We start from the raw sequence: 20,919 nt of genomic DNA on the forward strand, positions 1-20,919 counted from the left end.
AGTATTAATATCTCGCATAAGAACGCCGGTTTGTTAGATGTGTTTGCTCGCACGAACATCATCAACCAAATCGGCGTTCTTGTTTCTGTGTTTCCCGAGATTCCGTGAAGAACCTTTTTTTTGCCTGCTACTATGCTGTCGATACGCTTTAGCGTTAGCGGAGACCACTCAATGCCCTCCCCAAAATACTCCCTCGCCCGAGTCAACAGATAACCCGGCCCAGCGCCGGGCATATTGTTTCTGCCAGCAGCCGTATTTCTTATTCAACAGTGTTTGCAAGAAATTCGCCCGCCTTACGAACAAGCTTCCGCCATTCATCCTCATTGATGAGACCGGCGTTCTTCATGCGGTCGGCCCCACTAAGCAACTTGAAATACTTGTCCTCAACGTCCTGTTCGTTTACAACCTGGTATAGAAGGTCCCTCCAGGCGTTTACAGCTGAACGACGCATTACAGATCACCTGATCATGTCTGAGAAATGGAACCTGAGGTCTCAAAAAACGTTCAACGACGTCACGTTCGACCAGCGCTCATGGCATTATGCCATCAACCATTCGAATTAGAGATCATTCACAGGCGCGACGTCACTCGTTTAGAAAATTTTCATATGGGGTGCATGCCAACGGTCGCGATCTACAGAGGCTGCGCTGATGGAGTTGACGCTGCTCGTCGAAAGCCAAGGCCACACGAATGCCGGCCAAAACGTCCGAGGCGCACTTGAGGTGATCGGGGAGAACGCCGGTGGTCACCTCTGAGGAACATCGATGCCGAACTCAGACCTGATGCCCTCGCTCAAAAACGACGCTAACCAGCTCACACCTGGTGTTTGTAGCGCAAGGCTTATAACGGGCCCACAAATACAGTACTCACACGTCAATGTTTAAGTACCGCAACATTATTTTTTGTGAATGTTTTTGCACCTGACCGCTTGAGTCATTGATATAGACGCGATGCCTCTGCGCCCGTCGACCTTTCTTTTATACCCGCTGAGAAGCATCCCGCTTTGACTCACTAACTCTGTAGCCAACCTAAAATCTTAGTTACGCGAAACATTAGCATTTACATCATTCCAGGCAACCCTAAAATCGGTACTTACACACTTTTTAGAACGCACGACTCCTTGCTTTAATTGAGGCACACCCCTTACGCTTCACGCCCGATAAAAAGCTCAGCTATTAGTGAGTACTGACCTTGCTCGCAGCGCGAGACGAGTATCAATTTCAATTAGAGAAACAAATATGAATCATGAACAAATAGCTGAAGACTCTGAAGACGAGGGATATAGTCAAGCCGCCCGCGCATCGGCAGCCTCCCGATGCACATGGATGAGCGTCATCGTCAATATTGCGCTCTCATTCACACAAATTGCAGTGGGCGTGATGTCAAAATCCCAGGGGCTTGTAGCCGATGGTATTCACTCGCTATCAGACCTGATCGCTGATTTCGTAGTGCTATTCGCCAGCCACAAAAGCAAAGAGGATGCTGACGAAGGTCATCCTTATGGGCATCTGCGTTTCGAGACTGCCGCATCCATGGTATTGGGAATACTATTGCTGATCGTGGGTGTCGGCATGATCGGATCTGCGGTGTTCAAGCTTGAAACCCCTGAGTCGATTCCAACGGTACACGTTGCCGCCTTGTGGGTTGCCATTGCAGCGCTGGTAGCCAAGGAGTTGTTGTTTCGCTTTATGCTGAGGGTCGCCAAAAAAGTTAAGTCTAGTTTGTTGGTTGCCAATGCCTGGCACGCAAGATCCGACGCGGCGTCCTCCTTGGTTGTCGGCATAGGCATCGTTGGTAATCTGGCGGGCTACCCGATTCTTGACCCCATTGCTGCGCTGGTGGTCGGAGGCATGATCGCCAAGATGGGTTGGACCTTCACTTGGGATTCATTACATGACCTGATGGACCGCTCTGCCGATGAGCAGGAAGTAGAAACCATTCGCAACACGCTCGAAAACATACCTGGAATTAAAGGGGTGCATGATCTACGAACTCGAAAAATGGGTGACATGATCATCGTCGACGCTCATATCGAAGTAGATGCCTCAATTACCGTTGCACAAGGTCATGCTATTGCGGTTTCAGCAAGGGAAGAGGTGATGCGGATACATCGCGTTTTGAATCTTATGACGCACGTAGATCCCTGGCACCGCCCTGACCTTGATCATTAACCCGGCGCGGCGCCTGTAGCGCGACGCGCCAAGATAGATAGTGCAAAAGCAACTCGTAAACCATCACAAAATTATCACACATTTTTCACCTACAACTTGAGCGCTAGCGTGCCGAACCAAACTTAAGACCAGGAAACGCTCTCAATTATTTTTATTCATGAGGTGCTTAACTAAAGTGGCTAAACATTGAAACAATATGCCGATAGTATTAACTCAAACTAGCGATTCTTAAGGGGATTCACATGACATCGGCAATTACGGGTTCGACACACATCACACAACCGCAACCTGCAGCATTCAAACCCCAAGTCCGGCCAGCCGTGCAGGCAGACAGCGACGGCGATCATGACGGTAGCACGCCGGGCGAAGTCGAACAGACCAAAGCAACCTCAGGATCAATAGGCACGCGAGTCAACACGACGGCGTAACGCTCAGTAGAGATAGGAGGGGGAAGCAACCCCCTCTGCGTCTTTGAGGGATGTCCATTAGGCCCGTGCGCGGGCCGTCTACTTGGCCACTGCTACGCTTTCTAGACCCTCAAATGGACCTAATGGCTGGACTAATCACGGCCCCCTCGATGCGATGTCATCAATTAGAGGATTGCCAAGTTGCCCATATCCGAGCAGATCGCCGCAATGATCAGCACAGTGACTCGCCATGAGTGCATCGAGCTTGCGATCCGGTCGTTTGCCCATAAAAGCCTGTCATTTTTATCGAACTGCAATACAGTTTTTAGACCAACATTCGACGTGACCGGGCCAACATAAGGCGCGCCTAACAGCGCCCGATATACTAGGAACATAAAAGCGAAATGTGCGGTAAAAACCCAGAATCCAATGGCCTCAGCCTGAAATAAAGCTATACCTATATAGCTACCAATAAGGAGATCATCATGCTGTGGCTTAAGCTATTTTTCGTCACGCCCTCTAAATTCCGCAGCTTCGTCAAAGTTGATCAAAACGGCGTCTGCTCAGAGCTCATTCGATGCCAACAATCGCCTGCGGACACATGGGTGGAAGTGGATGAATTCTGCGTGAGTTGGCTCGGCAAGCCGTTACCTGATTATGCCTGCAAAGCGAGTCTTGCGGGAGTGAGTCTGCTATCAAAACGGCAGCCCTCTCCATAGGCCGTACCAGGGAGGTCGGCGGCTACCGGCATCAAGCAATCGATTTGAGAGACGCATTAAAAATGTTTGCCCGCGATAATCGACCAAATAGAGCCATGCTCAGATTCTCATGAAGGGCTTGCATATAAGAAGCGCCAAAAACAGCATCCAGCAAACAACCAGTAGTACCGTAACCGTAGTCCATCTAAGTCCCATGATCAAAATCCTTTTTTTGACTATTTCTTCTTTCACGCAAAGCAAAAAGATTAGGGCCGCCCCTATTTCCTAAGCTGCTATTGCGCCAGGGCGAACCAGCTAAGATCTTCGAGTGTTTCAAGCTCCACGCTACGTTGAGTAACGCGTAGAACAAAGGATCAGATATCATTCGCACTATCACGGATAGATCCCGAAAAAACAGCATGACATCGGCGAAAGAGCTTGCCTTCGTCGAGCATGAGCAAAACCAGTAAAAGCGCCACCTTTATACATAAAAAATCAGTCTTGTATGTAAGATTAATGGCCACTCGTCCAAACCAACCAGAATTACTTTAATTAAGTACCCTTATGCGTGCATTTTAGGCATTCAAAGCGCCCGGCAAGCACTCATCTGAATGACCATCTGGACTCACGGCCCATGTTGTTTGACGCGCCGGGCCTCGAAGAGACTTTGAGCTTGTTTACCTGGTTAACTGGCTGCAGTTTCTTCACCCATCTAAGTCCCGACGCAAGCTAAGCACTCGATGCTCGCTGTCGCTGCTATTGCTAATGCCCGTGCGATTCTGGCTTCGCACCGTAGAGATCAAGAGCTTGCCGGGGAATCTGATGCGCCCCTTATCTTTTCTGCACCACCATTTCTGACCTTGCTCCGCACCTCCCCAGCCACGGCGTCCAGCCGACCAACCCCATGCTTTTCTCCCGGCACTAAACAACCGCACGTTCGCGTTACCTGCCCGCAGAAGCAAAGCCCGGACGTCGTTGGCAGGGATGCTTCCCTGACGCCACGCTGCATTATTACCTTTTCAACAACAATCATTTCCAGGCTTTGGGATTTATCAAAATCGCCAACGGCATAAACTAGACCCAGCTTCCAAACAAAGCGACGAAGCGCCAATCCACAGGGTCCAAGCAAACCACCCTCCCGCGCCTCGTAGAGCCTTCGGCCATATGTACTCCGACTGAAGACGTAAATCGTTTGCATCGTTGGGACACTGAAAAAATGAAACTGTTTAAAATGTTGATTGCTGCTTCTTTTGTAATGCTGGGCAGCCAGATGGCGTTTGCCGATCAACCGGCCGTCGAGCAGTACAGCTACAGCTCGCACCTCGACATCGCCAAAGTGATTCACGTGGACTCTATCCCTGACAATGTCTGTGCGGTAGTGCCTGTCCAGATGACTTACCTGGACCACCAAGGCCATGAACACGTCATGCAATACAGTGTGATGGGTAACGGTTGTTCCAACAGCTGACCGAGTCCCAACAAAGCCTGCTTGATGGCAGGTTTGTTAAAACGCCCCACGGGGGCAAGCTGGGGGAAGTTCCCAGCATCATTTGCGCCCCCTGCATCGGTGATGCAGGTAGACCCCGCCAAGTGCGGGTTTTTTTGTGGCTCAACAAAACCAGATCACGCAAAGGAATGCCAAATAATGAAGCGGCTCTGCTCGATGAAAAAGCCTGGAACACGTCCAGGCCTTTTCGAGTCGAGCAGCACTCGGTTGCGTGCTGTCAGTCTGATTGATCGGGTGTGACGTTGTCCTGGGGTTGAACCAACAGATCCAAGGTACGCTCGCCCGTATCCTCCCGCGTTATGCCTCTATTCGACATGACCGTTTCCAGGTTCTTTACATGTATCGCTTTGTTCCACCTGACTGAGCTTACATCGTACCTAGCCGCCAGGGCTTTAACCTGTGCCAAACAAACTAAGGGGAGAGTCTCTTCATGGCTGACGCCCTCCGCAATAATGGCAACTTTCCACGCATCAACCTCCATCATGTGTTTGGCCCTGACTCTTCTGACGTTTTTGTGGCCACGCTTAATGTAATGTATCTCGTAATCAGTCTGCATAATCACCTGGCATTACCCTTTGATTATCACGCTTACGTTAAATACCCTGCGAAAGCGGCAGTCAGCTTTTGAAGTGACAATCAAGCCAGTGGTCCAGCTCAGAGGAGGAATGGCGCTCACGCGCAGGAACGCGAGCCAGGCTTTCCGCGACCCTGAGCCTATTTTCAGGCGTCGTGTCATAGCCCCTGGTTATTAAGAAAATCTCAATATACTCGGATGTACTAATGACTTTGTTATCGGTCACGAGCACCGCTTTCACGCTGGCATTTCCGTGTAACTCGTTTGGATATGTATATTCCAATGGGATCACCTATTTTAAGAGGGAAACTATTTTCCCTACTTTTAATATGGCCCCGTTTTTGTAGACTGACTCAAAAGTCAGCTATTTTATTTTTTAATCGCGTTACATTTATATGTCAAAAATGTAGCGCTCTTTATATGGCCCTTTAGCATTCAAAAAACAGCAAACCCACGTGTCGACAGCCAGGTAGTGCGATGTACCGAATCAACTTCGGTTTATTGAAACACTCCCCGGCATCCGGCACACTCCGGGGCTCTTGGAAAAAGGAATTTACCAATACCATTCTCATTGGAAGAACGAACTGCGTTGCTCGCACTCAAGGACGTAGGCCCCACAGTGATTACCCGGCTTGAACAGATGGGCATCGAATCGCTGGACGCTCTCAGCCAATCACACGTGGCAGACATCCTGGCCCAGGCCTCTGCGGCATTAGGCTCGACATGCTGGAAGAACAGCCCTCAAGCCCGCGCCGCAATCACTGCGGCCGTGGCACTTGCGAGAAACGAGCGCGCACGCAACCCTCACGGGTAAGCGCGTTCAATCGCCTCCCGCAGGGGCTGCTTGTTGACTGCCTGGCGGATCTAGCGTGGTTTCATTGCAGACAGCACGATTGATTCGACGAGACGCCGAACGGCGACGCACGTCTGCTCGTTTGGCGTATTCCTCTCGTTGTAGAGCGCCGGGCCGCTGTCACTCTCCCAGACATCGCCATCCTTCAGAATCCGAAACGCCCAGATTTCCGGCCAGGCGTCTCTTCCCTGCTCGTCCAGCGTGTGCTTGCGAAGCACCACGCGACCAAAGGTGCCGCTGCCCTCATTGGCATAGAGCAGATTCGCTCTGACCAAACCGAAGTGGCCTTCAACCTGGAAGTAACCCTCTGGCGGAACGGAAAAGCTCGCGCCAAAACGGCTGTGCGTAGACGCAAAGAGTTCAGAAAGACGTGCTCGCAACCCTTCGGTGTACTGCGCAACGTCCTCGATGTCCTGGACGACATGACCGATACCGTTCAGCGACTCTTCAGCATATGCATCAAACAACATGGTCCGGTTCCTTTTATGGCTGGATTAGCGTCGTGCCGGGTTGCCCTCAACCCGCGTGGCAACCTGCACCGAACCAGTTTGACGTGTCGGTGGCAGTCATCACTTGATCTGCGCTAAAGCATTGGCGAACTGCTGACCACCCGCAACGCCAGCCCTTCATACGCATCCAGCGTAATGGTGAATTCCCCCTCCTCCGTCAGGTCGCCCTCGACCCGTTCATTGATGATGTCCACCACCGGTCCCGGCGCGATATTGGGCAGGTGCAAGGTTTCGGTGAGCGGCGTGCTACCGAAGTTCAGCGCGGTGATTTGCGTGCCTTTGCCGGCCGGCAGTTCGTGGACCATGATCAGCAAGCCAGGATGTTCGACGTCCGGCACCAGGATTTGGCGACTGGCGGCGATATCATAGGCACGGCGCACGGCGAGGATTTTCTGCAATTGGGAAGCAAACGAGTCGGGGTCCTGCAATTGGCTGTTGAGGCTGCCGTACAGGCTTTTCGAACGTGGCATCTGCCCAGCGGATAGCTCGGCCTGCGGGTTCAGGTCCACCAGGTCGTAGGCACCCCGGTGAATCCAGCGGGTATCGCCATCAGCCATCAGGTGCGCGACCTCATCCGCCGCCAACGGCAATGCACCGACCAGGTCCCAGCCGGACAAGGCGAACACGCCGGGTTGCATGGCGTTGTACATCACCAAGAGCAAATGGATCTGGCGAATCTGCTCGATATCAGCCGGCGTGATCGCCTCCAGGTCACGAATGCCGAGGGCTGCCGTGATGATGCTGGCGGTGGTGCAGGACACGCCATTGGTGACGAACTTGAGGTTATACGGTGCATGTTCGCCGGCCAGGCGCTCGTACATCTGCTCACGGATATGCTCGCGCAGGATGTTGCCGGGAAAGGTCTGCCCCTGGTAGAGGAAGCTGTCATGGGCATGTAGGGTCCAGAAATGCACCAGTTCCAGGGTCAGCTCATCATGGTTTTGCAAGGCATGGATCAGCGAGCCGGGGTCGATGCCGAGGGTGTGCATCTGGCGCAGCATCAAGCGCAGGAACTCGGTATCGCCCATCAACAACGCATGCTGGTACGCCGGCCGGGTGATGAAGTCGTAGGAGAGATCAGCACCGCCGTGGGACATCGAGGCGATATCGTCCACGGTCAGGTTCAGTTCCTGGAAGCTGAAACCGCCGGCCTTGCGAATCGCGCCGCCGAGCAACTGATTACCGGTGATCGACAGCGGATGGCTTTCCGACCAGGCCGTGCCGTCGAGCTTGCGCTCGACACCGAGGAAACCGTTGGCGTCCAGGCGCAGGATCTTCGCGCCCATGACATCGATCGCGTGCAGCGCATCGCCAATGATCATCTGCTGCGCGGCGAAGGATGGATCGAGCCAGTTGAGCGACGGTTGGCCCTCCTTGAAGTAATGCAGGTAGACCCAGCGCCGCGGCTTGCCGTCGACACCCATGACCACGGGCGTGGTGCTCCAGTCGGTTTCCTTCACGCCAGGCTCGAAGAAAATCACCCGCTGCAACTGACCGACGATGTAGTGTTTATCGCGTAGCGCATCCACCTGCAGCGGGCTGAGGTTCTGCGCATCGCGCCCGTCGGCGACCTCCGGCAGCAACGGCCAGTCTTCCTCGCGGATTTCCACCATATGGTAGAGCCCTGGGTAATCCTCGTAAGCCATCTCGGCCAGGCGGAAATCCGCGCCCTTGCCCGTGTGCGACGGGATCACATCATCGATGATCACCGCGTTATGGGCGGCCGCCATGCGCGTCAGTGCCTGCAACTGCGCCTCGGTGCCCAACTGCGGGTCGATGTCGAAGCTGATGCGGTCGAAATTGCCATCGATGGTCGGCGTGTGTTCCGTCCCGGCCAGGCCGCCGGACTTTTTCAGCGGGCCGTTGTGAATGCCCTGGATACCGATCTTCGACAAGGCATGCCACAGGCTTTCATCGCCCAGCGCCTCCAGCACCGTGCCATTCTCACGCGTGACAATCGACGCCGGGTACGCGGTAAACCACACCGACGACAAGGCTGACGCATCACGCGGCCGGGTGTGCGCATACGGCTGTTGCCACAGGCGGCCTTGCCCCGAATAGAGCTTGGCCCGTTGCCGCGCCGCGTGCAGCATCGACTGTTGCACCAGCCAGTTCACATGATCGTTGTCCGCCGCCGTCATAAGCCCATTACCTGTGGTCGTGAAAAGGTTACTCGTAAGCATAGGAGCGACGACCGGGGCTATTCGTTGCATCGCAATGCCGGCGACTAGCCCAACTGGCGGTACTGCCGGGGCGTAAACCCCGTCGACGCCTTGAACTGGCGGGTAAACGCACTGTGGTCGGTATAACCGCACTGCAGCGCCACGTCGGTGATTGGCAGGTCGCCGTGCAGCAAGCGGTGAGCCTGTTCCAGGCGCGCTTTCTGGATCATCTGTCGCGGCGTCAGGTGGAACACGCGCTTGCAGTAGCGCTCCAGTTGCGCCACGGAAATCCCAGCGATCCGTGTCAGTTCGCCCAAGGTGACGCGGCGGTTGAAGTGCGCGCGAATGTGCTCGTCCACAGCGGCCAGGCGTTGGTAGGCCGGGTGGGTTTGGCTGGCTGATTGCAGGTCGACCGAGATACCGGCCAGGCCGATGATCTGGTCGACATGGTTGTACAGCGGCCACTTGTGGGTCAGGCACCAGCCCGGTTCGCGGCTGCCATACAGATGCAATTCGAGCTGATCCGCCAGGACAAACCCCTGCTGGAGCACCCGCCGATCCTGTTCGGTATAACCCGGCCCCAGTTGCGCGGGGAACACCTCGGCGCTGGTTTTGCCCAGCAGCGGTTCTAGTTGCTTGAGCCCGCAACGCTGCACCAAGGTGCGGTTGGCGAGCACATAACGGGCGTCGAGATCCTTGATGAAGATCGCCGCATTGGGGATCACGTCCAGCATCGGCAACAGTTGCATGACGCCGCCCAACAACTGCTCGATGCTCTGCGGGCGATTCGCCTCACTCCCTTGGCACAGGGCTGCAAACGCGCTCTGCAACATCACTTCGGCCCTCCACTTTGCGCCTCGACGTCCAGCAGATTGCCGCATGCACAGGACGCTGTCGAGCGCGCAAAACTGTGCTGAATTCGTCATCCGACACGGCGCAAAACATCAATCGTCCGCCACGCCGATGCGTTCACGATAGCGCCACTGCCTGCCTATCCCGTCACTCACAGGAAGGCGCCCGCTGCGCCAGGCGCAGCCCTGAATGGAGCGTGTTATGAAACGACTGCACGTCATCGACTCTCACACCGGCGGCGAACCCACGCGCCTGGTGATGGATGGATTCCCCGCGCTGAGCGGCACCAGCATCGCCGCGCAACTCGACAGCCTGCGCACCCACCACGACCAGTGGCGCCGCGCCTGCCTGCTGGAACCACGGGGCAACGATGTGCTGGTGGGCGCGTTGTATTGCGCGCCGGTCACCCCAGGCGCCCTATGCGGCGTGATCTTCTTCAACAACGCGGGCTACCTCGGTATGTGCGGCCACGGCACGATCGGCCTGGTTGCATCGCTGCACCATTTAGGGCGCATTGCGCCCGGCGTGCATACCCTCGACACCCCGGTCGGGCCGGTGGCGGCGACGCTGCACGAGGACGGCGCCGTGACCTTGTGCAACGTGCCCGCCTACCGCTTTCGCCAACGGGTAGCGGTGGAAATGCCAGGCCATGGCGTGGTGCATGGCGATATCGCCTGGGGCGGCAACTGGTTCTTCCTGGTCTCGGAGCACGGCCAGGCGCTGCAGATGGACAACGTCGACGCCCTGACCGACTACACCTGGGCGCTGCTCAAGGCCCTCGAAACCCAGGGCATCCAGGGTGAACACGGCGCCCTGATCGACCACATCGAGTTGTTTGCCGACGACGACCACGCCGACAGCCGCAACTTTGTCATGTGCCCAGGTAAAGCCTACGACCGCTCGCCCTGCGGCACCGGCACCAGCGCCAAGCTCGCCTGCCTGGCCGCCGACAAACAACTCGCGCCGGGTGAAACCTGGGTACAAGCCAGCATCACGGGCAGCCAGTTCGAAGGCCGCTATGAATGGGACGGCGAACGCGTGCGCCCGTTCATCACCGGCCGCGCCTACATGACCGCCGACAGCACCCTGCTGATCGATGAGCAGGACCCTTTCGCCTGGGGCATCTGAGCCCTGCGCTATTTGACTGAGCATTCCAAGGAGTCAGTACCATGAGCGACAACATCTTCACCGGCTGCATCCCCGCGCTGATGACCCCGTGTACCGCCGCGCGCGAACCGGATTTCGACGCGCTGGTCGCCAAGGGCCGCGAATTGATCGATATCGGCATGAGCGCCGTGGTGTATTGCGGGTCGATGGGCGATTGGCCGTTGCTCACCGAAGCCCAGCGCCAGGAAGGTGTGGCACGCCTGGCGGCCGCCGGCGTACCGACCATCGTCGGCACCGGCGCGGTCAACAGCCGTGAAGCGGTGTCCCACGCGGCGCATGCGGCCAAGGTCGGCGCCCAGGGGTTGATGGTGATTCCCCGCGTGCTGTCCCGAGGCGCGTCGGCCGCCGCGCAAAAGGCCCACTTCGCAGCGATCCTCGACGCTGCACCCAACCTGCCGGCGGTGATCTACAACAGCCCGTATTACGGCTTCGCCACCCGCGCTGAGCTGTTCTTCGAACTGCGCCGCGAACACCCGAACCTGATCGGCTTCAAGGAGTTCGGCGGTGGCGCCGACTTGCGCTACGCCGCCGAATACATCACCTCCCAGGACGATAACGTGAGCCTGATGGTCGGCGTCGATACCCAGGTGGTCCACGGCTTCGTCAACTGCAACGCCACCGGCGCCATCACCGGCGTCGGCAACGCCCTGCCACGGGAGGTGCTGCAACTGGTAGCGCTGAGCAAGCAAGCCGCCAAGGGCGATGCCAAGGCGCGTCGCCAGGCACTGGAGCTGGAAGCCGCGCTGGCGGTGCTCTCGTCCTTCGACGAAGGCTGCGATCTGGTGCTGTATTACAAGTACCTGATGGTGCTCAACGGTGAGCGCCGCTACGCCCTGCACTTCAACGAAACCGATAGCCTCAGCGAGGCCCAGCGTCGTTATACCGAAAGCCAGTACACGCTGTTCCGCCAGTGGTACGCCAACTGGTCGGCTGAACAGAATGTCGCTTGAAACCCCAAGCGCCGACATCGCCGTGGTCGGCGCGGGCATCATCGGCGTCGCCTGCGCCTTGCAGTTGGCACGCCAAGGGCGCCAGGTCATCGTCATCGACCCGCAGCCACCCGGCATGGGCGCCTCCTATGGCAACGCCGGCCACCTGGCGACCGAGCAAGTATTCCCCATCGCCGATCTATCGATCCTCAAGCGCTTGCCCGCGATGCTGATGGACCCCATGGGCCCGCTGCGCCTGGACTGGAAATACCTGCCCCGCGCCCTGCCCTGGTTTGCGCGTTTGCTGCTGAACCTGCGCCCGGCCCGCTACCGGCGCACGGTCGCCGGTATTCGTGCGCTGAATGAAGCCAGCCTGGGCGCATGGCAGCGTTTGCTGCAAGGCATCGACCACCCGGAGCTGCTGCGCGAAGACGGCTCGTTGCTGGTGTTCGAGCGGGCGGATTCGCGGGGCGCCATCGACGCGTTACGGCAGCGGATGGAACAACAAGGTGTGCCCGTGGCGTTCTGGTCGAGTGAGGCCATACGCAACGCCGCGCCGCAGTTGAGCGAGCACATCCAGGGCGGGCTGTTCTTTGCAGGCACCGGGCACTTTCTCGACCCGTACCGGGTGGTGTGCGAACTGGTGAACGCCGCCAAAGCCAGCGGCGTGCAATTCCTCACCCGCAGGGTGCTGGACGGGCAGGTCGACACCCAGGGCGTCAGGTTGATCACCGATCAAGGCCCGCTGGCTGCACGCCAGGTGCTGATCGCCTGCGGAGCGCACTCGGCGAAACTCACCGCCGCCTTGACGGGTAAACACGTCCCGCTGGACACCGAACGCGGCTACCACCTGATGCTACCCCACGAACATCAGCGCCTGCCCTTCGCCGTCACCTCCCTGGAGCGCAAGTTCATCATGACGCCCATGACCGACGGGCTGCGCCTGGCCGGCACCGTGGAGTTCGCCGGCCTTGAGCGCCCGGCGAATATGCAACGCGCCTGGCAGCTGCATCGCCTGAGCAAAGGGTTGTTCCGGCAAGACCTCAATGCGCAGGACGCCACGCCATGGATGGGGTTCCGGCCTTCCCTGCCGGACTCGCTGCCGATTATCGATCGGGTCGCAGATGGCAAGGTGTTGCTAGCGTTCGGGCATCAGCATCTGGGGTTGACGCAGGCAGCGGTGACGGCAGACATCATCGTGCAACTGGCTTCGGAGCGGCCGCTGCTGTCGGGCTTGCCCGAACTGGGGGGGTATCGGTTGGCGCGGTTCTAAGAGGCTTCGCGCCAAAAGTGCCGCGCTGAAAATCCAGAAATATCCTACAACTGTTGTAGGGCGTGTTGCGCATTAGCTGCACGGCGCCTTACCAACGCCGACGTGGCAAGGATTCCGCGCAGCCTCTCCCGCCTTCTCACGCCGGCTTTTCACAGCCAAATTCGCCGCAGGTCTTGGCTTCATACACTGAATAAACATCACGTAACTATTCGCCCCCCCTGAGCCAAAACGTAATTGATACAACCCCAAGCGGCCTTCTTCTGCATGAGCCCGCAGCCATGAATAAACACATTTCTCCCCCTGTAGTCAGTGAATGGTGCTGGGTTGGCAAACTGGCGCCGCCGTTGACGCTGCTCACGTCCTTACCTCGCCAGGCGCTATTGGCTTCCTTGCATGCCCGGACAAGGGGGCCTCTGGTGCTGCTGGTCGCGCCCGCCGGGTACGGGAAAACCACGTTGTTGATGCAATGGCGGCAAGCCCTGCTGTCGAGCACGCCATCGGCAACCGTCGCGTGGTTGTCTTTGGATGAGGCCGACAGCGACCCGAATCGTTTTCTGTCCTATCTGATCTTGACGCTGGATCGAGCGGGGCTTGATCTTGGCCATCTGACACGCCTGGCGCACGCCCAGTCGCTGGATGTGCAGCCGCACCGCACGATCACCGCCCTTCTCCACGCGCTCGCCCTGGAAAACCGCCGGGTTACGCTGTTTCTTGACGACTATCACGCAGCGGCAAATGCTGCGCTTGACGCCCTGGTACAGGCCTTGCTGGAACAGGCGGCGCCGTGGCTCGAATGGGCAGTATCCGCCCGCGCCCGCCCAGGCTGGCCGCTGGCGCAGTGGAAGGCCAACGGCTGGGTACACGAAGTGTTTGCCCAAGCGCTGAAATTCACCGAGGTCGAAACCGCCGAAATCCTCGGCCCCGCCGTTTCGCCGACCGAACAACAACACTTGCACGCGAAAACCGAAGGTTGGCCGGTTGCCGTACAACTGGCCCGACTGTGGTGCGCCAATGGCGACGCATCGGTGTACGGCCTGAGCGCCTTTTCAGGCTGTATCGCCGATATGGCCGACTACCTGACCGGGCAAGTGGTGCAGCGCCTGCCCCAAGACGGCCAGGACTTTTTGCGCGACATGGCCCTGCTGGAGCGCTTCAACGCGGAGCTGGCGGACGCTGTACGCGGCCGCAGCGACAGTGCGCAAAGGCTGGTGCAACTGGCCCATCTGGATGCCCTGTTGGTGCCCCTGGATGCGGACCGCCAGTGGTTCCGCCACCACCGGTTGCTCCAGGATTTTTTCAACCAAAGCATCGACGCCAGCATCGCGCGCGACATCCACTACGCCGCGGCCCAGTGGCTGGCAGGGGAAAAAGATTGGGTACAGGCAATCACCTATGCGCTGCGCGCCGGCGATACCCGACTGGCGGTGGAGCTGGTCGTGCGCGCCGGCAGTTGGGAGGTCGTGCTGCACAAAGGCATTCGCTATGCGCAGAGCCTGCTGGGCTTATTCGACGAGAAAATCCGCCGGGAGGAACCGGACTTGCTCCTGCTCCAGGCCTATCTGCACGCCAAACTCGGCGATCACGCGCTCGCCACGCAATTGCTGTACCTCGCCCACAGCAGGGTCGAGGATGACCCTCGCCTGGCGCGGGACTTTCACGTCATCCACACGCTCGCGAATGCCTACATGGATCGCTTCAAACCGCGCGATTGCGCAGGCACCGCAGGCGACGACGTACTTGCCCAGGGTACGCTGGAGTGCGTCCACGCCTTGCAGGCACTGAGGCAGGGGCAGTTGCCTTTAGCCCTGCAAAGCATCCGCTCGGCGCAGATCAAGATGCGCTTGGCCGCCAGCTCGCGGGGCGAGAACTATTGCCGTATCCACGAGGCGCAGGTCCTGGCCTTGGGGGGCCAGCTTTCGGCATCAGCGCAGATGGTCGATAACGCACTGGTCATTGCCGATAGTCAGTTTGGCAGCGAAAGCTCGGTCAGGGCGCTGGTGGGCTGCCTCAAGGCGCAGCACTTGTATTGGCAAGGTGCCTGGGCCGAGGCGACGCCCTGGTTTCGCGATGGCTGGGCGTCACTCAAACATACCGACGGCTGGCTGGAGATCGCGGCCACCACCGCCGAGGTGACGGGGCGCTGCGCCCTGCGAAATCTGGGCCTGCAACCGGCACTGCTGGAGCTTGAACACGCCGCCCAACTGGCTACCGCGCGCAACTGGCAGCGCCTGGAACGATTGGTCTGCGCCTGGCGAGTCGACTTATTGGTGCAAGGCGGGTCGTTGACCCAGGCGCGCCAGGAAGCACTGGCCGCCAACCTCGAACACGCCGCGAACAACGCCGAGGACTGGCGTAACCTGGAGGCGGCTACGCTGGCATTGGCCCGGCTTCAGTTCGCGACCGGTGCGTCCGGTGCCGCGCTCAATCGCCTGCAACACGGGGTCGGGGTGCTGCAGGCGCAAGGCTTGCGCCTGCCCGCATGGCGCCTGCAAGTGCTGACCCTGGCGGCTCACGGTAAAGGTCATGCGGTAGCGCTGGACGCAACCCTGGCGTCGATACCCGCAGCCGCCCTGCCTGGGCTGTTACTCGAGGCCGGACCTTGCGTACTCGCCGCCCTGGAAGCCTGCTCCGACAGCCATTCCAGGCACTCCACAGTGATCACCCGCCTGCGCGGATGGCGCGCCCATCCCGTTCGCCCACGCACGCCCTTCAGCGCCAAAGAGACACAGATCCTCGCCCTGCTCGCCGAAGGCCGATCGAACAAAGCCATTGCCCAGGCCATGGATATTTCTGAAAACACCGTGAAATTCCACCTCAAGCATGTATTCGCCAAGCTCGGCGTGGACAGTCGCACAGCCGCCATGGCCGCCGCATTGCGCCTGGGGATGCTGACGCCTTTTCATTGACCCACCCACCTACCCGTGCGGGTAGTCGATCGGCCCCGATCGTTGCCACCTACCCGCCCCGTGTGTAGTCGCCGCCGTGCGCCGCGCCCTAGCATCCCGTCAACACCAGTGAGACCCCTTCTCCTGGCGCCCATAACAATAAACACAACAGGAGATGCCCTGTGGGTACGGACGGCAAAACAGTGCGCGTGGCCACCGACGTCGGCGGGACCTTTACCGACTTGGTGTATTTCGAAAGCGATCCGGTCACCGGCGAACAGACCATTCGTACCGCCAAGGTCGACACCACCCCGCCGAACTTCGCCCAGGGCGTACTCAACGTCATCGGCAAGGCCGACGTGGACCTGAACACCGTGGACTTTCTGGCCCACGGCACCACGGTGGTGATCAATGCCCTGACCGAACGTCGCGGCGTCAAGACGGCCTTGATTACCACCCAGGGCTTTCGCGATGTGCTGGAGATTGCACGCGCCAACCGGCCGGACTACTTCAATCTCAAATGGGTAAAACCGGCCCCCTTCGTGCCCCGCTACCTGCGCCGCGAAGTCGCGGGCCGCTTGTACACCGATGGTCAGGAACGTCAGCCGCTTGACCTCTCGCAACTGCCACAAATCCTCGATGCCTTTCGTGCCGACAATGTGCAAGCCATTGCTATCTGCCTGTTGCACGCCTACGCCAACCCGGCCCATGAGCAGGCGGTACTGAACGAAGTGCGCAGGCTCTGGCCACAGGTATCGGTGGTGGCCTCCCATCAGATCACCCGTGAATGGCGCGAATACGAACGCTCCAGTACCACCGTGCTTTCAGCCTACGTGCAACCCATTGCTGCGCGTTACCTGGATGACCTGGCCGCTGGCCTGCGTGACAGCGGCTATAAGGCGCCCTTGTACATCATGCAATCCAACTGCGGCGTCGACAGTGTAGAGCACGCCCGCCAGACACCGATCACCATGGTCGAGTCAGGCCCGGCCAGCGGTTTTTGGGCCGCTGCGCAACTGGGACACCTGATCGACGAGCCGAACATATTGGGCCTCGACATCGGCGGCACCACGGCCAAATGTGCATTGATCCGTAACGGCCAGGTGTCGATCAAGACCGATTACTGGATTGAGCGCAACAGGATCAATGCCGGCTATCCGATCATGGTGCCCGTGGTCGACCTGGTGGAAATCGGCAACGGCGGCGGTTCCATCGCCTGGGTCGACGACTTCGACAAACTGCACGTGGGGCCACAGTCCGCCGGCGCGGTGCCAGGCCCCGCCGCCTATGGCAACGGCGGTACGCACATCACCACGACCGACGCCAACCTGATGCTTGGGCGTATCAACCCGGACTACTTTTGTGGCGGCCACGTGAAGGCTGACCTGCCCGCCGTTATGCATGGCTTGAACGCACTGGGTCAACGCCTGAAATTGCCGGCTGACGAGATCGCTCGCGGCATCGTGCGCTTGGCCAACGACAACATGGTCAACGCCTTGAAACTGGTGTCCTTGAGCCGTGGCCACGACCCACGCGAACTGACCCTAATGGCCTTCGGTGGCGGCGGCGCGATGCACGCCGTCGCGCTCGCTCAGGAACTGGGCGTGAACAAGGTCATCATCCCGCGCAGTGCCTCGGTGTTCTCGGCCTGGGGCATGACGCTCTCGGACTTGCGCCGCGACCTGTTTATCAACCGCTTTGTGGATACAGCCCAGGCCGGCAACCTTGAGCAGGCGCAGCAGTTCCTCGACGAATTGAGCGGTACGGCTCGCGAGCAATTCGTCGCCGAAGCGATCCCCCCACAACACGTCGAGCTCCAGGTGCATTGCAAGCTGCGTTACCAGAACCAGGAACATGCAGTCGAGGTGCCTCTCAACCCGCACGAATGTCTCGACGCGGACTGGGCACTGATCGAGCAGCGCTTTCATGGTCTCTACGAACAGCACTACACCTACCGCCTGCAGGCCCCGCTGGAAATTATCGGTTTTCACCTGGTCGCCACGGCACAGATCGGCAAGTTGACGCCCCAAGCGCTACCGATCACCGGGCGCCACGTCAGCGCCGCCTGTAAAGGCCAGCGCCGTGTGGATTACGCCCAAGAGGGCTGCCACAACGCGAGCCTCTACGACTACGACTTGCTCGAACCGCTGATGACATTTTTCGGCCCGGCAATCGTTGAGGACGCCGGCACCACAGTGGTCGTTCACCCCGGCAACCGCGTACACGTCGACCGCCTTGGCAACCTGCACATCATGATCAACGGCTGAAGGAGCGCTGCAATGAGTACGCTTGATATCTTTACACGCGACATCATCCAGAACTCGCTCCAGGCGATTGCCGACGAGATGTTCACCGCCATGCGCAAAGCCGCGATGAGCCCGGTGATTTACGAAGTACTGGACATGGGCACCGGGATCACCGACGCGCACGGCGACATCGCGAGTTCCGGCGCAGGCATTCCGGCCTTTGTCGGCGTGCTGGACAAGGCCGTGAAGAAGGTTCTGCTGCACCATCCGTTGCCGCAGGACATCGAGGACGGTGACGTTTTCATCAGCAATGACCCCCACGACGGCGCAGTGACTCACCTCAACGATGTGGTGCTGGCCATGCCGGTCTTTGCCGAGGGCCAGTTGGTCGCCTGGACCGCGAACATCGCGCACTGGAGCGATGTCGGCGGGCGCGTGCCGGGGTCGTTGTCAACGGAGGCGACGGACATCTTCCAGGAAGGTCTGCGCCTGGCGTCGGTCAAGCTGATCAGCCGCGGCCAGCCGATCCGCTCGGTGTTGCAGATCCTGCGCGCCAATACCCGGATGCCGGATTTCATGGAGGGCGACCTGTGGGCTGGGGTGGCTGCAGTGCGCGGTGGAGCAATGCGCCTGCGCGAGCTGACGAGCAAGTACGGTAGCGCGCTGTTTTTGCTGGCGATGAAAGACTTCATGGACCTGGGCGAGAAGGTCTCCCTTAAAGCCCTTGGCGCACTGCCTGCGGGGCAGTTCAATCTGGAAGAACCGCAGGATGACGGCAGCCTGTTCAAGGTCCGGATCGATATCCGCGCCACCGAAATGGTCATCGATTTGCGCGACAACCCCGACCAATGCCAAGGGCCGACCAACCTTAGCCGCGACGGCGCCGTCGTTGCTGCACAGATGGCCTTCAAGGCATTGACCGCCCCCCAAGGCATTACCAATGGCGGCACGTTTCGCCCTCTCAGGGTCTTGACCCGCCCCGGCTCGCTGTTCGACGCGCTGCCCCCCGCCGCCGAAGGCTTCTATTTCGAGAACCTGATCCGGGTTCACGACCTGATCCTGTGCTGCCTGGCCCAGCGCTTTCCTGAGCGCTTGCCCGCCGGCAATTTCGCCTCGGTGTGCGCCACGATCATTGGCGGCGTGCACCCGGACACCGGCCGCCTGTTCACCCTGGTTGAACCGGAAATCGGCGGTTGGGGCGCCGAACCCGGGCGCGACGGCAACAACGCCGTCTACTCCGGGCTGCATGGCGAAACCTACAACTGCCCCGTCGAAGTCTGCGAGGCGCGCTATGGCTTGTATGTCGAGCGCATGGCCTTGAACGATGAACCCGGCGGGCATGGGCAATTTAGAGGCGGCCGAGGCGTGTGCATCGATTACCGGATTCGCGCCGATGGCAGCTTCATGACCTGCGGCTACACCCGCTCGGTCGTTCCGCCCTGGGGCCTGGAACAGGGGGCGGAGGGCACGCCCAACTACGTCGAAGTCATCCGCAAGGACGGTCAACGCGAGCGCCACGCGATGGCCAGCGGCATCGCGTTGAGCGCGGGTGACTTGGTTCGGGTGCGTACCGGCGCGGGCGGAGGGTATGGCCCCGCCAGCCAACGAGATCCGAACGCGGTGCGCGACGATCTGAAGAACGGCTACCTCGATGCGGCGACCGCTCAGTCGGTATACGGCCTGGTGACGTGACTTCGGGGCGCCCCCCCGCACCCCGCCTGCGGCTCGGCCTTCAAGAACAACAACAAAAAGAGAGCACCCACATGAAACTGCAACACTCATCGCGCTTATGGGTAGGGCCCGCACTTGCCTTGGTTTTGGGGATCACGCCCCCGGCACACGGCGAACAGTTCATTGGCTTCGCCCAACCGGGCGTACCCGGACAGTGGGCCCTGGAATCGTTTCCCGTGTTCAGCCGCACGACAAAAGGCAGCGTGCGTGCGGGCAGCAACACCGTCCTGGCGTACTTTTCGGAAACAGGCTTTACCGGGACGCAGCGCGACCAATTGCAGTTTTGGGTCGGCGCCGATACGGGTTACAACAATGACAACAGCGCTCGCAACAACGGGGCGTGGGGCGTGGCGTCGCCGAACCTCGGCCTGGCCTATTACTACAACGTGGTGGAGCCCAAGAGTGCCTATGGCTCCGATGACTTCACCACCTTCTGGGTCAACCCGACGCTCTCCCTGGAGTTTCCCAACGGCAACGATGAAGGCACCGGTTACGGCGCGTTTGCCAACCGCTATGGCGCGAGCTTCAGCGTCGCCAACTACCTGCGCGTGGGTCGTTTTGCCGCCACCTTTACGCCGGCCGGCATCCACTACGCCGCGCGCAATCGTCACGCGAGCGATCTCGGCAACGGCGACCCGACACGCCTGCGTGGCGGCGTCAGCTTCTGGCTCGCCGACATCGCCGCGGGGTACCTGGTCACCGACGATGTGTGGCTGGGCGTCCATCACGCCTACCACATCAACAATCGCTCAGCGTCCGACTTCAAGGAATCGCGCGAAGGCAAAATCGGCCCGGCGATGACCTACACCGGTTTCAGCAAACAGGGGCTCTACCTGTCGGCCAACCTGAACGTTGACTACTACCACAGCGACAACCTGCCCTATTCCAATAGTTTGACCATGGCCCTGGTGAAGTTCTTCTAGTGCCATTCAACCCACCTATCGAGGAATACCGT

At 59.2% G+C, this 20,919-nt stretch carries 15 protein-coding genes; 12 read left to right on the forward strand and 3 right to left on the reverse strand.

Features of this window, described 5'->3' with window-relative positions; translation table 11 throughout:
- Positions 1-1,238: 1,238 nt before the first annotated feature.
- The 5 genes from ACP7CJ_RS26775 (at position 1,239) to ACP7CJ_RS26795 (ending at position 6,171) form a co-directional block, all read left to right on the forward strand.
- Entirely contained in the window at positions 1,239-2,171 is a 933-nt protein-coding gene (locus tag ACP7CJ_RS26775) for a cation diffusion facilitator family transporter (protein WP_276192862.1), read from the forward strand.
- Positions 2,172-3,063: 892 nt separating this feature from the next.
- Positions 3,064-3,297: a hypothetical protein gene (locus ACP7CJ_RS26780; protein WP_276192861.1), complete on the forward strand. Its 234-nt coding sequence runs from the start codon at positions 3,064-3,066 to the stop codon at positions 3,295-3,297.
- 1,210 nt (positions 3,298-4,507) lie between these two features.
- Positions 4,508-4,744, forward strand: a complete 237-nt coding sequence (locus tag ACP7CJ_RS26785) for a DUF2790 domain-containing protein (protein WP_253400390.1) — start codon at positions 4,508-4,510, stop codon at positions 4,742-4,744.
- A gap of 469 nt (positions 4,745-5,213) precedes the next feature.
- A complete protein-coding gene (locus tag ACP7CJ_RS26790) occupies positions 5,214-5,411 on the forward strand; it encodes a hypothetical protein (RefSeq protein WP_247400640.1) in 198 nt (65 codons plus the stop codon).
- A 505-nt stretch (positions 5,412-5,916) separates the two neighbouring features.
- Positions 5,917-6,171: a helix-hairpin-helix domain-containing protein gene (locus ACP7CJ_RS26795; RefSeq protein ID WP_426102856.1), complete on the forward strand. Its 255-nt coding sequence runs from the start codon at positions 5,917-5,919 to the stop codon at positions 6,169-6,171.
- Between the two features lie 50 nt (positions 6,172-6,221).
- On the opposite strand, the gene ACP7CJ_RS26800 is transcribed toward ACP7CJ_RS26795, so the two are convergent.
- The 3 genes from ACP7CJ_RS26800 to ACP7CJ_RS26810 form a co-directional block, all read right to left on the reverse strand.
- Entirely contained in the window at positions 6,222-6,680 is a 459-nt protein-coding gene (locus ACP7CJ_RS26800; RefSeq protein ID WP_426102785.1) for a hypothetical protein, read from the reverse strand.
- A gap of 113 nt (positions 6,681-6,793) precedes the next feature.
- Entirely contained in the window at positions 6,794-8,860 is a 2,067-nt protein-coding gene (gene treS, locus ACP7CJ_RS26805; protein WP_276192857.1) for a maltose alpha-D-glucosyltransferase, read from the reverse strand.
- An 86-nt stretch (positions 8,861-8,946) separates the two neighbouring features.
- Positions 8,947-9,714: a helix-turn-helix domain-containing protein gene (locus ACP7CJ_RS26810; RefSeq protein WP_426102857.1), complete on the reverse strand. Its 768-nt coding sequence runs from the start codon at positions 9,712-9,714 to the stop codon at positions 8,947-8,949.
- A 220-nt stretch (positions 9,715-9,934) separates the two neighbouring features.
- Here ACP7CJ_RS26810 and ACP7CJ_RS26815 point away from each other — a divergent pair, with 220 nt between their 5' ends.
- The 7 genes from ACP7CJ_RS26815 (at position 9,935) to ACP7CJ_RS26845 (ending at position 20,887) form a co-directional block, all read left to right on the forward strand.
- Positions 9,935-10,861: a 4-hydroxyproline epimerase gene (locus ACP7CJ_RS26815; protein ID WP_426102787.1), complete on the forward strand. Its 927-nt coding sequence runs from the start codon at positions 9,935-9,937 to the stop codon at positions 10,859-10,861.
- A gap of 41 nt (positions 10,862-10,902) precedes the next feature.
- Positions 10,903-11,850, forward strand: coding sequence for a dihydrodipicolinate synthase family protein (locus tag ACP7CJ_RS26820; protein ID WP_426102789.1), 948 nt, complete (start codon positions 10,903-10,905; stop codon positions 11,848-11,850).
- Positions 11,840-13,102: an NAD(P)/FAD-dependent oxidoreductase gene (locus ACP7CJ_RS26825; protein ID WP_426102791.1), complete on the forward strand. Its 1,263-nt coding sequence runs from the start codon at positions 11,840-11,842 to the stop codon at positions 13,100-13,102. The genes ACP7CJ_RS26820 and ACP7CJ_RS26825 overlap by 11 nt, the downstream gene beginning before the upstream one ends.
- A 278-nt stretch (positions 13,103-13,380) precedes the next feature.
- A complete protein-coding gene (locus tag ACP7CJ_RS26830; protein WP_276192852.1) occupies positions 13,381-16,008 on the forward strand; it encodes a LuxR C-terminal-related transcriptional regulator in 2,628 nt (875 codons plus the stop codon).
- A 161-nt stretch (positions 16,009-16,169) separates the two neighbouring features.
- Entirely contained in the window at positions 16,170-18,254 is a 2,085-nt protein-coding gene (locus tag ACP7CJ_RS26835; protein ID WP_426102793.1) for a hydantoinase/oxoprolinase family protein, read from the forward strand.
- 12 nt (positions 18,255-18,266) lie between these two features.
- A complete protein-coding gene (locus tag ACP7CJ_RS26840) occupies positions 18,267-19,925 on the forward strand; it encodes a hydantoinase B/oxoprolinase family protein (protein ID WP_426102795.1) in 1,659 nt (552 codons plus the stop codon).
- Positions 19,926-19,996: 71 nt separating this feature from the next.
- Positions 19,997-20,887: a hypothetical protein gene (locus ACP7CJ_RS26845; RefSeq protein ID WP_276192849.1), complete on the forward strand. Its 891-nt coding sequence runs from the start codon at positions 19,997-19,999 to the stop codon at positions 20,885-20,887.
- The last annotated feature ends 32 nt before the right edge of the window (positions 20,888-20,919 follow it).

Source organism: Pseudomonas sp. PSPC3-2 (assembly GCF_049897085.1).
Taxonomy (GTDB): domain Bacteria; phylum Pseudomonadota; class Gammaproteobacteria; order Pseudomonadales; family Pseudomonadaceae; genus Aquipseudomonas; species Aquipseudomonas paraveronii.

Bases quoted from the DNA above. Each gene is read 5' to 3' on its own strand.
- ACP7CJ_RS26775 (WP_276192862.1), top strand. From the start codon at position 1,239: ATGAATCATGAACAAATAGCTGAAGACTCTGAAGACGAGGGATATAGT.
- ACP7CJ_RS26780 (WP_276192861.1), top strand. From the start codon at position 3,064: ATGCTGTGGCTTAAGCTATTTTTCGTCACGCCCTCTAAATTCCGCAGC.
- ACP7CJ_RS26785 (WP_253400390.1), top strand. From the start codon at position 4,508: ATGTTGATTGCTGCTTCTTTTGTAATGCTGGGCAGCCAGATGGCGTTT.
- ACP7CJ_RS26790 (WP_247400640.1), top strand. From the start codon at position 5,214: ATGGCTGACGCCCTCCGCAATAATGGCAACTTTCCACGCATCAACCTC.
- ACP7CJ_RS26800 (WP_426102785.1), bottom strand. From the start codon at position 6,680: ATGTTGTTTGATGCATATGCTGAAGAGTCGCTGAACGGTATCGGTCAT.
- treS (WP_276192857.1), bottom strand. From the start codon at position 8,860: ATGACGGCGGCGGACAACGATCATGTGAACTGGCTGGTGCAACAGTCG.
- ACP7CJ_RS26810 (WP_426102857.1), bottom strand. From the start codon at position 9,714: ATGTTGCAGAGCGCGTTTGCAGCCCTGTGCCAAGGGAGTGAGGCGAAT.
- ACP7CJ_RS26815 (WP_426102787.1), top strand. From the start codon at position 9,935: ATGAAACGACTGCACGTCATCGACTCTCACACCGGCGGCGAACCCACG.
- ACP7CJ_RS26820 (WP_426102789.1), top strand. From the start codon at position 10,903: ATGAGCGACAACATCTTCACCGGCTGCATCCCCGCGCTGATGACCCCG.
- ACP7CJ_RS26825 (WP_426102791.1), top strand. From the start codon at position 11,840: ATGTCGCTTGAAACCCCAAGCGCCGACATCGCCGTGGTCGGCGCGGGC.
- ACP7CJ_RS26830 (WP_276192852.1), top strand. From the start codon at position 13,381: ATGAATAAACACATTTCTCCCCCTGTAGTCAGTGAATGGTGCTGGGTT.
- ACP7CJ_RS26840 (WP_426102795.1), top strand. From the start codon at position 18,267: ATGAGTACGCTTGATATCTTTACACGCGACATCATCCAGAACTCGCTC.
- ACP7CJ_RS26845 (WP_276192849.1), top strand. From the start codon at position 19,997: ATGAAACTGCAACACTCATCGCGCTTATGGGTAGGGCCCGCACTTGCC.